This window comes from Streptomyces flaveolus (assembly GCF_044765825.1).
GTDB classification, from domain to species: Bacteria; Actinomycetota; Actinomycetes; order Streptomycetales; family Streptomycetaceae; genus Streptomyces; species Streptomyces flaveolus.
Window position 1 is genome coordinate 111,313 of sequence record NZ_JBIWKU010000005.1, and the last position, 13,475, is coordinate 124,787.

Annotated in this window: 12 protein-coding genes; 2 read left to right on the plus strand and 10 right to left on the minus strand. The window is 72.9% G+C overall.

What is annotated here, in order from left to right; translation table 11 throughout:
• Positions 1-168 precede the first annotated feature (168 nt).
• The 3 genes from ACIRG6_RS16865 to bldG form a co-directional block, all read right to left on the minus strand.
• Complete coding sequence (locus tag ACIRG6_RS16865; protein WP_318213760.1) at positions 169-2,574, minus strand: sodium-translocating pyrophosphatase; 2,406 nt, start codon at positions 2,572-2,574, stop codon at positions 169-171.
• Between the two features lie 306 nt (positions 2,575-2,880).
• The gene (locus ACIRG6_RS16870; RefSeq protein WP_189229949.1) at positions 2,881-3,312 is read right to left on the minus strand and encodes an ATP-binding protein; all 432 of its coding nucleotides are present in this window, start codon (positions 3,310-3,312) and stop codon (positions 2,881-2,883) included.
• Between the two features lie 102 nt (positions 3,313-3,414).
• The gene (bldG, locus tag ACIRG6_RS16875; protein ID WP_003975386.1) at positions 3,415-3,756 is read right to left on the minus strand and encodes an anti-sigma factor antagonist BldG; all 342 of its coding nucleotides are present in this window, start codon (positions 3,754-3,756) and stop codon (positions 3,415-3,417) included.
• An 82-nt stretch (positions 3,757-3,838) separates the two neighbouring features.
• Here bldG and ACIRG6_RS16880 point away from each other — a divergent pair, with 82 nt between their 5' ends.
• Entirely contained in the window at positions 3,839-6,325 is a 2,487-nt protein-coding gene (locus tag ACIRG6_RS16880; RefSeq protein WP_403323273.1) for a DEAD/DEAH box helicase, read from the plus strand.
• A gap of 13 nt (positions 6,326-6,338) precedes the next feature.
• Here ACIRG6_RS16880 and ACIRG6_RS16885 read toward each other — a convergent pair whose 3' ends face one another.
• The 7 genes from ACIRG6_RS16885 to ssd form a co-directional block, all read right to left on the minus strand.
• Positions 6,339-6,770 (minus strand): Rv3654c family TadE-like protein, encoded by a 432-nt coding sequence (locus ACIRG6_RS16885; RefSeq protein WP_403323276.1) that lies wholly within the window; start codon positions 6,768-6,770, stop codon positions 6,339-6,341.
• Positions 6,767-7,285, minus strand: a complete 519-nt coding sequence (locus ACIRG6_RS16890; protein ID WP_364680103.1) for a TadE family type IV pilus minor pilin — start codon at positions 7,283-7,285, stop codon at positions 6,767-6,769. Before ACIRG6_RS16890 ends, ACIRG6_RS16885 begins: the two co-directional genes overlap by 4 nt.
• Positions 7,272-7,499 (minus strand): DUF4244 domain-containing protein, encoded by a 228-nt coding sequence (locus ACIRG6_RS16895; RefSeq protein WP_350721230.1) that lies wholly within the window; start codon positions 7,497-7,499, stop codon positions 7,272-7,274. Before ACIRG6_RS16895 ends, ACIRG6_RS16890 begins: the two co-directional genes overlap by 14 nt.
• An 89-nt stretch (positions 7,500-7,588) precedes the next feature.
• The gene (locus tag ACIRG6_RS16900; protein WP_392128943.1) at positions 7,589-8,386 is read right to left on the minus strand and encodes a type II secretion system F family protein; all 798 of its coding nucleotides are present in this window, start codon (positions 8,384-8,386) and stop codon (positions 7,589-7,591) included.
• Positions 8,383-9,252, minus strand: coding sequence for a type II secretion system F family protein (locus ACIRG6_RS16905; RefSeq protein ID WP_403323281.1), 870 nt, complete (start codon positions 9,250-9,252; stop codon positions 8,383-8,385). The genes ACIRG6_RS16900 and ACIRG6_RS16905 overlap by 4 nt, the downstream gene beginning before the upstream one ends.
• Positions 9,239-10,447 carry a TadA family conjugal transfer-associated ATPase gene (locus tag ACIRG6_RS16910; RefSeq protein ID WP_364680095.1) on the minus strand — a complete coding sequence of 403 codons (1,209 nt, stop codon included), beginning with the start codon at positions 10,445-10,447 and terminating at the stop codon, positions 9,239-9,241. Before ACIRG6_RS16910 ends, ACIRG6_RS16905 begins: the two co-directional genes overlap by 14 nt.
• Positions 10,448-10,782: 335 nt before the next feature.
• Positions 10,783-11,910 (minus strand): septum site-determining protein Ssd, encoded by a 1,128-nt coding sequence (gene ssd / locus ACIRG6_RS16915; protein ID WP_350725804.1) that lies wholly within the window; start codon positions 11,908-11,910, stop codon positions 10,783-10,785.
• A 577-nt stretch (positions 11,911-12,487) separates the two neighbouring features.
• On the opposite strand from ssd, the gene ACIRG6_RS16920 reads away from it, so the two are divergent.
• On the plus strand, positions 12,488-13,321 hold the full coding sequence (locus ACIRG6_RS16920) for an HAD family hydrolase (protein WP_350725802.1): 834 nt from the start codon (positions 12,488-12,490) through the stop codon (positions 13,319-13,321).
• Positions 13,322-13,475: the final 154 nt, after the last annotated feature.

The window sequence follows — 13,475 nt, forward strand, 5'->3', positions numbered from 1 at the left end:
CCGGATGGGGGACACTCGCAGGTCGAACATCCATGAAGACCGTATTGCAGCCATTTGCACCATGGGAGAGAAGGCTCACGGTGAGGGCGCGCAGACGCACCGCACGGGCGGACGACGCGTCAGTACGCGCTGTCCGCCCGTGTTTGAACAGGCCGCCCGGAACGGCGTCTACGAAACGACGGCCGGATCGGGCGACTTGGGTTCCTGGTCGGTGTTGTCCTCGTCACCCACCGCGATGCCGCGCCGCTTGGACACGTACACCGCCCCGGCGATGACGACGAACGCGACGACCGCGATCAGCACCCGGACGCCGACGCTCTTGTCGGCGCCGTAGGAGAACTTGATGACCGCCGGCGCGATGAGCAGCGCCACCAGGTTCATGACCTTCAGCAGCGGGTTGATGGCGGGGCCCGCGGTGTCCTTGAAGGGGTCGCCGACCGTGTCGCCGATGACGGTGGCCTCGTGGGCGGCGCTGCCCTTGCCGCCGTGGTGGCCGTCCTCGACGAGTTTCTTGGCGTTGTCCCAGGCGCCGCCGGAGTTGGCGAGGAACACCGCCATCAGCGTGCCCGCGCCGATCGCGCCCGCCAGGAAGGCGCCGAGCGCGCCCACGCCGAGCGTGAACCCGATGAAGATGGGCGCCATCACCGCGAGCAGTCCGGGCGTGGCGAGTTCGCGCAGGGCGTCCCTGGTGCAGATGTCGACGACCTTGCCGTACTCCGGCGTCTCGGTGTAGTCCATGATCCCGGGTTTCTCCCGGAACTGCCGGCGCACCTCGAAGACCACCGAACCCGCCGACCGGGACACCGCGTTGATCGCCAGTCCGGAGAAGAGGAAGACGACCGCCGCGCCCGCGATCAGCCCGACGAGGTTGTTGGGCTGGGAGATGTCCATCATCAGGCTCATCGGCGCGCCGTCGCCGCTGAGTTTCTCGCCCACGTCCCGCGCGCCGGTGGTGATGGCGTCGCGGTACGAACCGAACAGCGCCGAGGCCGCGAGGACGGCCGTGGCGATGGCGATGCCCTTGGTGATGGCCTTGGTGGTGTTGCCGACGGCGTCCAGGTTGGTGAGGACCTGGGCGCCGGCGCCCTCGACGTCGCCGGACATCTCGGCGATGCCCTGGGCGTTGTCGGAGACCGGCCCGAAGGTGTCCATGGCGACGATCACGCCGACCGTGGTGAGCAGGCCGGTGCCGGCGAGCGCCACCGCGAACAGCGCCAGCATGATCGACGTGCCGCCGAGCAGGAAGGCCCCGTAGACGCCGAGGCCGATCAGCAGGGCGGTGTAGACGGCGGATTCCAGGCCGATGGAGATACCGGCGAGGACGACGGTGGCGGGACCGGTGAGCGAGGTCTTGCCGATGTCCCTGACGGGCCGCCGGGTGGTCTCGGTGAAGTAGCCGGTGAGCTGCTGGATCAGGGCGGCCAGGACGATGCCGATCGCCACGGCGACGAGCGCGAGGATCCGCGGGTCGCCGTCCTTCGCGGCGATGCCCGCGTCGGTGACCCCGTCGAGGTCGGCGTACGTGCCGGGGAGGTAGACGAAGACGGCCACCGCCACCAGCACCAGCGAGATCACCGCAGAGATGAAGAAGCCCCGGTTGATCGCGCTCATGCCGCTGCGGTCGGCCCGGCGTGGCGCCACCGCGAAGATGCCGATCATGGCGGTGATCACGCCGATCGCCGGCACGAGCAGCGGGAACGCCAGTCCCGAGTCGCCGAAGGCCACCTTGCCGAGGATCAGCGCCGCGACCAGCGTCACGGCGTAGGACTCGAAGAGGTCGGCCGCCATGCCCGCGCAGTCGCCGACGTTGTCGCCCACGTTGTCGGCGATGGTCGCGGCATTGCGCGGATCATCCTCCGGAATGCCCTGCTCGACCTTGCCGACCAGGTCGGCGCCGACGTCGGCGGCCTTGGTGAAGATGCCGCCGCCGACCCGCATGAACATCGCGATCAGTGCGGCGCCGAGGCCGAAGCCCTCCAGCACCTTCGGCGCGTCGGCCGCGTACACCAGCACCACGCAGGAGGCGCCCAGGAGGCCGAGTCCCACCGTGAACATGCCGACGACGCCGCCCGTGCGAAAGGCGATCTTCATCGCTTTGTGCGAGACGAGGGTGAGATCCTTTTCCGGTTCGCCCGGGGCCGGTGTCGCTTCCCGCGCCGCCGCGGCGACGCGCACATTGCTGCGTACGGCGAGCCACATGCCGATATAGCCGGTGGCCGCCGAGAACGCCGCGCCGATCAGGAAGAACACCGATCGTCCGGCACGCTGATTCCAGTCGTCCGCGGGCAGCAGCATGAGCAGGAAGAACACGACGACGGCGAATACGCCGAGCGTGCGCAGCTGCCGGGCCAGATAGGCGTTCGCGCCTTCCTGGACGGCAGCCGCGATCTTCTTCATGCTGTCGGTGCCCTCGCCCGCCGCGAGCACCTGGCGCACCAGGACTCCCGCGAGCACCAGCGCGGCCAGCGCGACGACCGCGATGACCGCGACCAGGGCGCGGTTTCCGTCGGTCAGTACGGCGGCGGCGACGGTCGAGGCATCGCCCAACTGATGAGGGGTGGAAAGCTCCGCCATTCGTCCTCCTTGACGCTTGGGCTGAGCTCAAGATGTGGACGGGATTGTAGGTACCGGAACCTGATCAAAACAGTGCACGACAAATGGAATTGACCTGTCAACCGGAAGGGCCCCGGAAGTAGTAATGCCCCTCCGGCATTAATGCCGTGATCCTTTACCTGGTCCGTTTACCTGATCCGTTTCCGCGCGACTGATCGTGAATGAATTCACTTGTCGCCCGCACGGGACCACTGTAGGCGTGGCCGGCATCTTCCGCACACGACAAAGGGCCCTACGAGGTAGGGCCCTTCGGGTGATGCTGGGATGTCAGGCCGGCGGCAGTACCGCGGTCGCGGTCGGCCAGGTCATGCGGATCAGCCCGCCGTCCTTGCCGGCCGAGACCTCCACGTCGTCGACCAGACCGCTGATGACCGCGAGGCCCATCTCGTCCTCCTCGGCCTCCGCGTCGTCGACGGCGGCGTCCGGCGCTCCGGCCCCGGAGACCGCGTGCGGCGCCTTGTCGCCGACCTCGATGGAGAACTGCTTCTCCTCCTCGATCAGCGACACGTTGACCGGCGCCGTGATGCCGCCGTGCTGATGCAGGCCCACGGCCCGGGTGCAGGCCTCGCCGACGGCGAGCCTGACCTCGTCGAGGACGGCCTCGTCCACTCCGGCCCTGCGTGCCACCGCGGCCGCCACGAGACGGGCGGTGCGGACATGCTCGGGCAGCGCGCTGAAACGGAGTTCGACGGTGGCCATGCATCCCCCTCGGACTGCGGGCGTGCTTCGAGGGGCCGGGCCGCCGACAGCCCGGCCCCTCCTTGGTTCGGTAGTCCCGGGCCCACGGCCCGGGACCGGTCGTCAGTCGGTGGCCGCCACCGCTTCCTCGACCGAGGTGTGAATGGGGAACACCTTGGTGAGGCCGGTGATACGGAAGATCTTGAGAATGCGCTCCTGGTTGCAGACCAGGCGCAGCGAGCCCTCATGGGCGCGCACCCGCTTCAGTCCGCCGACCAGCACGCCGAGCCCGGTGGAGTCGAGGAAGTCCACGCCCTCCATATCGACGACGAGGTGGAAACTCCCGTCGTTCACCAGCTCGACCAGCTGCTCGCGCAGCTTGGGCGCGGTGTATACGTCAATTTCGCCACCGACCTCGACGACCGTACGATCGCCGACGGTACGGGTCGACAGGGACAGGTCCACGGATCCTCCAGCACCTTGCTATCGAGCGGTCGTCCCTCGGGACACCTCGGCTTGAAGCCCCCAGGACGGTTCGCCAGCCGCGATGGCATTCAATCACTTACCGGCAGGCGTGCACGACGCCTTGGTCCCATTGTCCGTCACGCCAGTGACAGACTCGGTGCCGATGGCCATGAATCACCGATCCGATCGACCCCCGGCGGGGCACGGCTCCCGGCCGGATCCGGGCACGGTCCTGGGCCGGCTCGCCGCGGGACCGAGCCGGGCTGCGCGCATCACTCATACGGAGCACTTGCCCCCGCGTGCGGGCCGTCATGCCGTCTGGCCGGACCGGATTCGCCCGGAGGTCGTCGCGGCGCTGCAGGCCGCGGGCATCGAACACCCCTGGGCCCACCAGGCACGAGCGGCGGAACACGCCCTGGACGGCGAGTCGGTGGTCGTCGCCACCGGCACCGCCTCCGGCAAGTCCCTGGCCTATCTGGTGCCGGTCCTGTCGACGCTCCTGGACGGCTCCGAGGCCCCGAACGGGCGTGGCGCCACCGCCCTGTACCTCGCTCCCACCAAGGCGCTGGCCGCCGACCAGTGCCGGTCCGTGAAGGAACTCGCGCGGCCGCTTGGCACATCCGTGCGGACCGCCGTGTACGACGGCGACACGCCCGTCGAGGAACGCGAGTGGATCCGCCAGTACGCCACCTACGTCCTCACCAATCCGGACATGCTGCACCGCGGGATCCTGCCGTCCCACTCCCGCTGGTCCTCCTTCCTGAAGTCGCTGAAGTACGTCGTCATCGACGAGTGCCACACCTACCGCGGCGTCTTCGGCTCGCACGTCGCCCAGGTGCTGCGCAGATTGCGCCGGCTGTGTGCCCGCTACGGCGCGTCGCCCGTGTTCCTGCTGGCCTCCGCCACAGCGGCCGAGCCTTCCGTGGCGGCCCGCCGGCTCACCGGGCTGCCGGTGGCCGAGGTCGCCGACGACGCCTCACCACGCGGTGAACTGGTGTTCGCGCTCTGGGAGCCGCCGCTGACCGAACTGGAGGGCGAGAAGGGCGCACCGGTCCGCCGCACCGCCACCGCCGAGGCCGCCGACCTGCTCACCGACCTCACCGTGCAGGGCATGCGCTCGATCACCTTCGTACGCTCCCGGCGCGGCGCCGAGCTGATCTCGGTGATCGCCCAGGAGCGCCTGGCCGAGGTCGACCGGTCACTGACCCGGCGGGTGGCGGCCTACCGCGGCGGCTACCTCCCCGAGGAGCGCCGGGCCCTGGAACGCGCCCTGCACTCGGGCGAACTCCTCGGCCTCGCGGCGACGAACGCCCTCGAACTCGGCGTCGACATCTCCGGCCTGGACGCCGTGGTCATCGCCGGCTATCCGGGCACCCGGGCGTCGCTGTGGCAGCAGGCCGGGCGGGCGGGCCGGTCCGGGCAGGGGGCGCTGGCGGTGCTGGTCGCCCGGGACGACCCGCTGGACACCTTCCTCGTCCACCATCCGGAGGCCCTGTTCGACCAGCCGGTGGAGTCCACGGTCCTCGACCCCGACAACCCGTACGTCCTCGCCCCCCACCTGTGCGCCGCCGCGGCCGAGCTGCCCCTGACGGAGGACGACCTGAAGCTCTTCGGCCCCGCCTGCGAGGAGCTGCTCCCCCAGCTGGAGGCGGCGAAGCTGCTGCGCCGGCGGACCCGGGCCTGGCACTGGACGCGCCGTGAGCGGGCCGCCGACCTGACCGACATCCGCGGGGAGGGCGGACGCCCGGTCCAGGTCGTCGAGGCCGGGACGGGCCGGCTGCTGGGCACGGTCGACGCCGGTGCCGCCCACACGACCGTCCACGAGGGCGCCGTCCACCTCCACCAGGGCCGCACGTACCTCGTGCGGTCCCTGGACCTGGAGGACTCCGTCGCCCTGGTCGAGCAGGCCACGCCGTCGTACTCGACGGTGGCCCGCGACACGACGTCGATCTCCGTCCTCGAGACCGACATGGAGGTCCCGTGGGGCGACGGACGCCTGTGCCTCGGCTCCGTCGAGGTCACCAACCAAGTGGTCTCCTTCCTGCGCCGGCGTCTGATCACCGGCGAAGTCCTCGGCGAGACGAAGCTCGACCTCCCGCCTCGGACCCTGCGCACGCGGGCGGTGTGGTGGACGGTCACCGAGGACCAGCTGGACGAGGCCCGGATCAACCCGGAGATCCTCGGCGGCGCCCTGCACGCCGCCGAGCACGCGTCGATCGGCATGCTGCCCCTGTTCGCCACGTGCGACCGCTGGGACATCGGCGGCGTGTCGGTGCCGCTGCACCCGGACACGCTGCTGCCGACGGTCTTCGTGTACGACGGCCATCCGGGTGGTGCGGGCTTCGCCGAGCGCGCCTTCCACACGGCCCGGGCCTGGCTCACGGCCACCCGGAAGGCCATCGCGTCCTGCGAGTGCGACGCCGGCTGCCCGTCCTGCATCCAGTCCCCCAAGTGCGGCAACGGCAACGAACCGCTCCACAAACGGGGGGCCGTACGACTGCTCACGGTGCTGCTGCGGGGCGCGGCGGAGGCAGGGGCGGGGACGGAGACCGGGACGGAGGGGCGATAGGCGCGGCGCCTCGTCACGGCGTTGCCGGCTTCCCCGCCGGGGCCGCACTCGACCCATCCGCCGGGGCCGCCTCCGCCGGGCCGGCTCGGGCCCGGATCTCCGCCCTGAACGGCCCCCGGCCCGACGCCGCCGTCACGTCCGAGACCTGACCGGTGAGGACGCACCGCACCAGCCGCGTGCCCTGGGCCCGCGCGATCCGGTCCGCGTGGGCACAGGCCGCCGTACCGCCGAGCGACCAGTGGTCGGCCGCCGCCAGCGCCGCGAGGTCGGCCCCGCCGGCCGCGCGATGCCGGGCCACGACGGCCTGCCCCAATGCCAGCACGATGCCGAACACCAGGCACAGGACGGCGATCGCACCGACACTCCAGACGGTGGCGGACCCCCGGTCGCCACCCCCGGGGGCGTCCCGGCCGGTCGCCCGGCGGAACGAGGAGCCGCCCCTCATGGCCCCGCCCCCGCCGGTTCGTCCACCGGCGATTCGTCCACCGCCGGTTCGTCCACCGGCACGTCGGCCGTCCGGTCCGGGACCGGATCCACTGCCGGATCCCCCGCTCGATCCACGACCGGGCTCACCGCCTGCTCGACCGAGGCCACGGCCTCCTCCCGTACCTCGAAGGGCAGGCCGTGCAGTATCGGCGATGCGGCCACGACCACCACGCGGACACGGTCCGCCTCCCGGGCCACGGTGACCCGCGCGCCGTTGGGCGCCGCTTCCCGGGCGACCTGGACGACCGCGTCGGCAGAGTCCTGACGGGCCGCCGCGCGGGCGCCCGTGCGGGCCGCGTCCACGCACTGGATCTGGGCGGCCACGACCAGCAGCGCCCACACCAGCGCCATCGCGAACACCACCAGCACCGGCAGCACCACGGCGGTCTCCGCCGTCACGAACCCCCCGTCGGCTCTCCCACGGACTTCTCTCCTATGGACATCCCGTCCCGCCGACCGCTCACATCCGCGCATCGAGGGCCTTCTTGACGATGCCCTGGAGCTCCGCGCTGACCGCCCCGCTCGTCACCACCTTGTAGAGCACCACGGCGAACGCCACCGCCGCCACGATGCCCATCGCGTACTCGGACGTGACCATTCCCGCGTCCCGCCGCGCCGCAGCCCGCCGCCACGCCGCACGTGCCCCGCACACCAGGGCACGCAGCCGTGCCCGTACCAATCGACTCATCTCAACCCCCGTGAGGTTCGGTTCCGTCATTCACTCGCTCGTCCGTCGGTCACTCGCTCGCCGGCTTCACGCCGTTCCGCTCCGCTCCGTCACCCACCACCTCCTCCGCCGCCCAGCACCCCTCCCGCGAGGCCGATCACCACCGGCAGAACGCCCACCGCGACGAACGCGGGCAGGAAGCACAGCCCCACCGGCGCGGTGACCATGACGGCCGCCCGGCGGGCACGGACCGTCGTGGCACGCGCCCGGTCGGCGCGGGCCTGGGCGGCGAGCCGGGCGACCGGTCCGGCGGCGGGCATGCCGGACACGTCGGCGCGTTCCAGCAGGCGCGCCAGGGGTCCGGCGTCCGGCAGCGCGGCCAGCCCGCGCCAGGCGCCACCCGGTTCGCCGCCGAGCCTGACTTCGGCGGCGCCGCGCACCAGCGCGTCCCCGACGGGCCCGCCGAGGGCGTCGCCCACGGCCTGGGCCGCGATCACCGGACCGGCGCCCGCCGCGACGCAGGCCGCCAGCAGATCCGCGGCCAAGGGCAGTTGACGGGCGGCCTCCACGGCGATGGTCTCCTCCGCGGCCGACCCGGCGGCCGACCGCTTCGCGTGCCACCGCCACAGCACCGCCGCCGCGGCCAGCCCCACCACGGCGCCGACGACGCCGCCCACCAGGGCCCACCCGGCGCCCACCGTGCCCACCAGGGGCAGCCATCCGCGCGCGGTGTCCAGCACCTCACCGCGCCGTGGACCGGCCCGGACCGGTGCCGGCATCAGGAGCGCCGCGAGCCGCTTGCGCACCGTCCGCTTCCGCCGCTCGGCCGCGGCCCGGCTCACCAGCCACCCGAGGACCAGCGCCGTCCCCAGCACTGCCCCCAGCCTGTGGACAACGTCCCCGTTCACGCCGCCGCCTCCGCGCCCCGCACGATCCGGGTCACCCACCACACTCCGAGGCCCTCCAGTACCGCGCCGGCCAGCAGACAGCCGAGTCCTCCTCCGGTGTGCAGCAGCACATGCAGCGGGTCGGAGCCGAGGGCGACACCGAGCAGGAGGCCCAGCACCGGCAGACCGGCGAGCATCACCGCCGTGGCGCGGGCGCCCGCCAACTGGGCGCGCAGGTCGGCCCGCTGGTCCCGCTCGGCGCGCAGCGCGCCCTCCAGCCGCTCGAGCCCCGCCGCGAGCCCGGCGCCCTGGTCGACGGCCACCCGCCAGCAGGCCGCGAGGCCCCGCAGCCCGTCGGCGCCCGGTCGGCGTGCCGCCGCCGCCAGCGCGGCCGGGACGTCCCCGCCGAACCTGGCTGCCGCCAGTACCGCCGCCTGCGCGTCACCGAGTCCTCCGGAGTCGTGGGCGGCGCACAGCAGTGCCTCGCCCGGCTGGCGCCCCGCGCGGACCTCGCCCGCGAGCGCCCCGCACAGCGCGATCACCGCGTCCTGCCGGTGCTCCCGGTCCCGCCGTTCCCGACCGGCCAGCCGCACCCGCCGCAGCACCGGCACTCCGGCCGCCCCCGCCACGACCGGGAGCACCGAGGCGCCCAGGACCGCCAGCACCAGCCCGGCCGCCAAGGACCACCACTCCGCCCGCAGCCGACCGCGAACCTGCCGCAGCCCGTCCGTCACCCGGCGTGCCATCGGCGGCCCGGTCCCGACCGCCCCGCTCCCCGCGAGCAACACCCGCGCGCGCCGTGCCCCCGCATGCCACCCGGCCGTCAGCCACGTCCCCGTTCCCAGACACGCCAGGGCAGCGGCCGTCGTCAGTTCACTCGTCCCCATCACCTGTTCGCCTCCCTTCCCCGGGCCGCGCTCCGAGTCCTTCGCCGCGCAGCAGCTCCCGCAGCCGCTGCCATCCGCGCTCCGCCACGAACGCCTCCGCGCCCCACCGCAGCGCCGGAACCGTCCGCACCAGGCCCGACGGGTCCCGTTCCAGTACGTGCACCTCGGCGATCCGCCGCCGTCCCGCCCGGTCCCGCGCCAGGTGCAGGACGACCGACAGAGCCGCCGCCAGTTGGCTGTGCAGTGCCGCCCGGTCGAGCCCCGCGGCGGTGCCGAGCGCCTCCAGCCGGGCGGGTACGTCGGCGGCGGCGTTGGCGTGCACGGTCCCGCAGCCGCCTTCGTGGCCGGTGTTCAACGCGGCGAGCAGATGCACCACTTCGGGGCCGCGCACCTCGCCGACGACCAGCCGGTCCGGCCGCATCCGCAGGGCCTGCCGCACGAGGTCCTCCAGGCTGACCAGGCCCGCGCCCTCCTGGTTGGCGGGTCTGGTCTCCAGGCGGACGACGTGGGGGTGGTCCGGCCGCAGTTCCGCCGAGTCCTCGGCGAGCACGATCCGTTCACCGGGTCCGACGAGCCCGAGCAGCGCGCTCAGCAGCGTCGTCTTGCCGCTGCCGGTGCCGCCGCTGACGAGGAAGGACAGCCGGGCCCGCAGGAGCGCCCGCAGCACCCGGTCCCCGCCGGGCGGCACGGTGCCCGCCGCGGCCAACTCGTCGAGCGTGAACGCGCGCGGTCGTACCACCCGCAGCGACAGACACGTGCAGCCGACGGCGACCGGAGGCAGCACGGCGTGCAACCGGGTGCCGTCGGGCAGCCGGGCGTCCACCCACGGCCGGGCGTCGTCGAGCCGGCGCCCGGCGACAGCGGCGAGGCGCTGAGCGAGCCGCCGCACCGCTCCGGCGTCCGCGAAGGCGACCGACGTGAGCTCCAGGCCGCCGCCCCGGTCCACCCAGACCCGGTCCGGGGCGGACACCAGCACGTCGGTCACCGACGGATCGGCGAGCAGCGGTTCCAACGGTCCGCTGCCGACGAGCTCCGACCGCAACTGCTCGGCGGCGCCGAGGACCTCCGCGTCCCCCAGCACCCGCCCCTGCTCCCGCAGCGCCTGTGCCACGCGCGCGGGAGTCGGCTCCGCCCCGCTCTCGGCGAGCCACCGCCGCACACCGTCGAGCAGCCCGGAGACGGGCCCTGCGGCCATCCCGGAACCGCCCCCAGGGGCCACCGCGGGGGCCCGCCCCGGCATGAGGGCGGAAGCCAGGACCGGAAGCGTCCTCGGGGCCTCGGGGCCCTCTCCTGGAGCAAGCGCGGTGGTCACTCGGGAGGCCGCCCCCGCAGGCGGCTCCGACGGAACACCTGGGACGGCCCCTGCCGGCCCCTTCGCGCACGACCCGACGGCCGCCCCCGCGGACTCCCGCGGACCCGCCCACGCGGGCCGCCTGGACACCTCCTCGCGCCGCACCTCGGCAGACCGCCCGGAACCCACTCCCCTGCCCGCACCCTCGCCCACCGCGTCTTCGGCACCCACCGGCGTCCTCATCCCGCACCGCCCGTCTCCGCCGCCAGCGCCCGCTCCCAGAACTCCCGGCAGAAGCGCGCCAGTGGCCCCCGTCCGGCGGCGCCCGGAGGTCGCTTGCCCTCGGCCGCCCGCAGCAGGCCGGACTCGACGGGCACGTCACCGACCAGCGGCAGCCCGAGCAGCCTGGCCACCTCGCGGTCGTCGAGCCCCGGCGCGTACGGACCCCGTACCGCGACCCGCAGGTCGCGCAGGACCATGCCGACCGCGGAGGCCACCCGCCCGGCCGCCGCGACGGCGCGCAGCTCGGCCGGGACGACGAGGAGCCCGACGTCGATCTGGGCGAGGACCTCGGCGACCCCGTCGTCGATCCGGCGCGGCAGGTCGACGACGACCGTGCCGCCCCTGCGCCGCGCCGCGGCGAGGACCGCCCGTACGGCCGGGGCCGGCACGGCGACGCAGTCCCCCCGGTCCCAGCTGAGCACCCGCAGCGAGTGCAGCTCGGGCAGCGACTCCTCCAGGGCGCCGCCGCCGACCCGCCCGCGTGAGGCCGCGAACGCGGGCCACCTGAGCCCCTCGGCCGTCTCACCGCCGAGCAGGACGTCGAGTCCGCCGCCCAGTGGGTCGGCGTCCACCAGCAGGCTGCGCAGTCCCTGGCGTGCCGAGGTGACGGCGAGCGCGCAGGCGAGGGTGGACGCTCCGGCACCTCCGCGGCCGCCGATGACACCCACGGTGAGGGCGGGACGGCCGACGCCCTCCGCGACGTCGGCGATGCGGTCGACCAGCCACTGCTCACCGTCGGGCAGCATCAGGACGTGGTCGGCGCCGATCTCGACGGCCCTCTGCCAGACCCCGGAGTCGTCCTGGTCGCGGCCGACCAGCACCACGCCTCGTCTGCGCGCTGCCCCGCGTACGCGCCGTGCGGCGTCGTCGCCCACCAGGACGAGCGGCGCCGACTCCCAGCTGCCGCGCTGCCCGGACTCCGACGGCTTCCCGGGCACCGAGTGGTGCACCTCGGGTGTGGCGCCGGCCGCCGCGCACAGGCGCAGCAGGTCGTCCAGGAGCTCGGTGTCCTCGGTGACGATCAGTGGCCCGCTCTGCCGCCCACCGGCGGCGGGTGGCGGATCGTGTGTGACGGTCCCGGTCATGCCTGCGTCCCCCTTCGTCGCGTACTGCTTCGTTGTGTTCCGCTTCGTCGCGTTCTGCTTCGTTGGCGTCCTGCGCGTCGCTTCGCCGGAAAACCGGCCATATGCGCCCGGCAAAGCGAACCGGTCATGAGCGGCGCGGCCCGAACGCGTGGAATCACGGTGCGGCGGTCCGCGAAATCGTGTGGATCTTGGTCGATAACTGTGGACAACGCGGAGGCTGTGAATATCGCCGTCACCCATACCGGTGAGTCCGGAGTCACCCCGCTCCACCCTGCGTGCGAGTCCCGCAGAGCAGCCCGTCGACTACACACAGTCAATAATCATGCACATGACAATTGACGGGCCTCGCGTAGACCCGGCGCGCCGACCGCGCCACCGGCAAGAGGGAAAAACCCACCCGGACATGCGACGACCCCCGCCGGGGGGGAGAGCGGGGGTCGTCTCCACGGCCGACTCGGGGGGGGAGGAGTCGGACCGGGTTAGCACGGTCGCGAACGATCCGTGACTTCCATGGTGTACCCGAGAGCCTTCTCAGGCAAACCCACACGCCACACCTTACGCCGAATGGGCTGCGCCTATGCTCGGGGTCGTGGAAAACCACTCCTCGCCCCGTACCGCGGCCTTCTTCGACCTGGACAAGACGGTCATTGCGAAGTCGAGCACACTCACCTTCAGCAAGTCGTTCTACCAGGGCGGGCTGATCAACCGCAGGGCCGCCCTGCGTACCGCCTATACCCAGTTCGTCTTCCTCGCGGGCGGCGCCGACCACGACCAGATGGAGCGGATGCGCGAGTACCTGTCCGCGCTCTGCCGCGGCTGGAACGTCCAGTTGGTCAAGGAGATCGTCGCCGAGACACTGCACGACCTGATCGACCCGATCATCTACGACGAGGCCGCGTCCCTGATCGAGGAGCATCACACCGCCGGCCGTGACGTCGTCATCGTCTCCACGTCGGGCGCCGAGGTCGTCGAACCGATCGGCGAGCTGCTGGGGGCGGACCGGGTGGTGGCCACCCGCATGATCGTGGGCGACGACGGCTGCTTCACCGGGGAGGTGGAGTACTACGCCTACGGCCCGACCAAGGCCGAGGCGATCCGCGAACTGGCCGCGTCCGAGGGGTACGACCTCGCCCGCTGCTACGCGTACAGCGACTCCGCGACCGATCTGCCGATGCTGGAGGCCGTCGGCCATCCGCACGCCGTCAACCCGGACCGCGCCCTGCGGCGTGAGGCGCTCGCGCGTGAATGGCCGATTCTCGATTTCCACCGGCCCGTACGGCTCAAGCAGCGGATCCCCGGCTTCGCGGTGCCGCCGCGTCCGGCCCTTGTCGCCGCCGCCGCGATAGGTGCCGCGGCGGCCACCGCGGGCCTCGTCTGGTACGCGAGCCGACGCCGGACGGCAGCGGCCTGATCCGAACCCTTTCACCCGTGTTTGACCGCGGAAGTAAAGAAGTGCGGCGAAGGCTTCCGCTTGTTCCCGGGCAGGAGTACAAAGGACTCAACGGCCCGCGAGACCAAGGACATCCGAAAGGATCGCCTTAAGAACGCATTTGGCCCCACGGACC

What these genes read in the sequence shown, in the direction of transcription:
- ACIRG6_RS16865 (WP_318213760.1), bottom strand. Translation starts at nt 2,574, where the DNA reads ATGGCGGAGCTTTCCACCCCTCATCAGTTGGGCGATGCCTCGACCGTC.
- ACIRG6_RS16870 (WP_189229949.1), bottom strand. Translation starts at nt 3,312, where the DNA reads ATGGCCACCGTCGAACTCCGTTTCAGCGCGCTGCCCGAGCATGTCCGC.
- ACIRG6_RS16880 (WP_403323273.1), top strand. Translation starts at nt 3,839, where the DNA reads ATGGCATTCAATCACTTACCGGCAGGCGTGCACGACGCCTTGGTCCCA.
- ACIRG6_RS16885 (WP_403323276.1), bottom strand. Translation starts at nt 6,770, where the DNA reads ATGAGGGGCGGCTCCTCGTTCCGCCGGGCGACCGGCCGGGACGCCCCC.
- ACIRG6_RS16890 (WP_364680103.1), bottom strand. Translation starts at nt 7,285, where the DNA reads ATGCGCGGATGTGAGCGGTCGGCGGGACGGGATGTCCATAGGAGAGAA.
- ACIRG6_RS16895 (WP_350721230.1), bottom strand. Translation starts at nt 7,499, where the DNA reads ATGAGTCGATTGGTACGGGCACGGCTGCGTGCCCTGGTGTGCGGGGCA.
- ACIRG6_RS16905 (WP_403323281.1), bottom strand. Translation starts at nt 9,252, where the DNA reads ATGGGGACGAGTGAACTGACGACGGCCGCTGCCCTGGCGTGTCTGGGA.
- ACIRG6_RS16910 (WP_364680095.1), bottom strand. Translation starts at nt 10,447, where the DNA reads ATGGCCGCAGGGCCCGTCTCCGGGCTGCTCGACGGTGTGCGGCGGTGG.
- ssd (WP_350725804.1), bottom strand. Translation starts at nt 11,910, where the DNA reads ATGACCGGGACCGTCACACACGATCCGCCACCCGCCGCCGGTGGGCGG.
- ACIRG6_RS16920 (WP_350725802.1), top strand. Translation starts at nt 12,488, where the DNA reads ATGCTCGGGGTCGTGGAAAACCACTCCTCGCCCCGTACCGCGGCCTTC.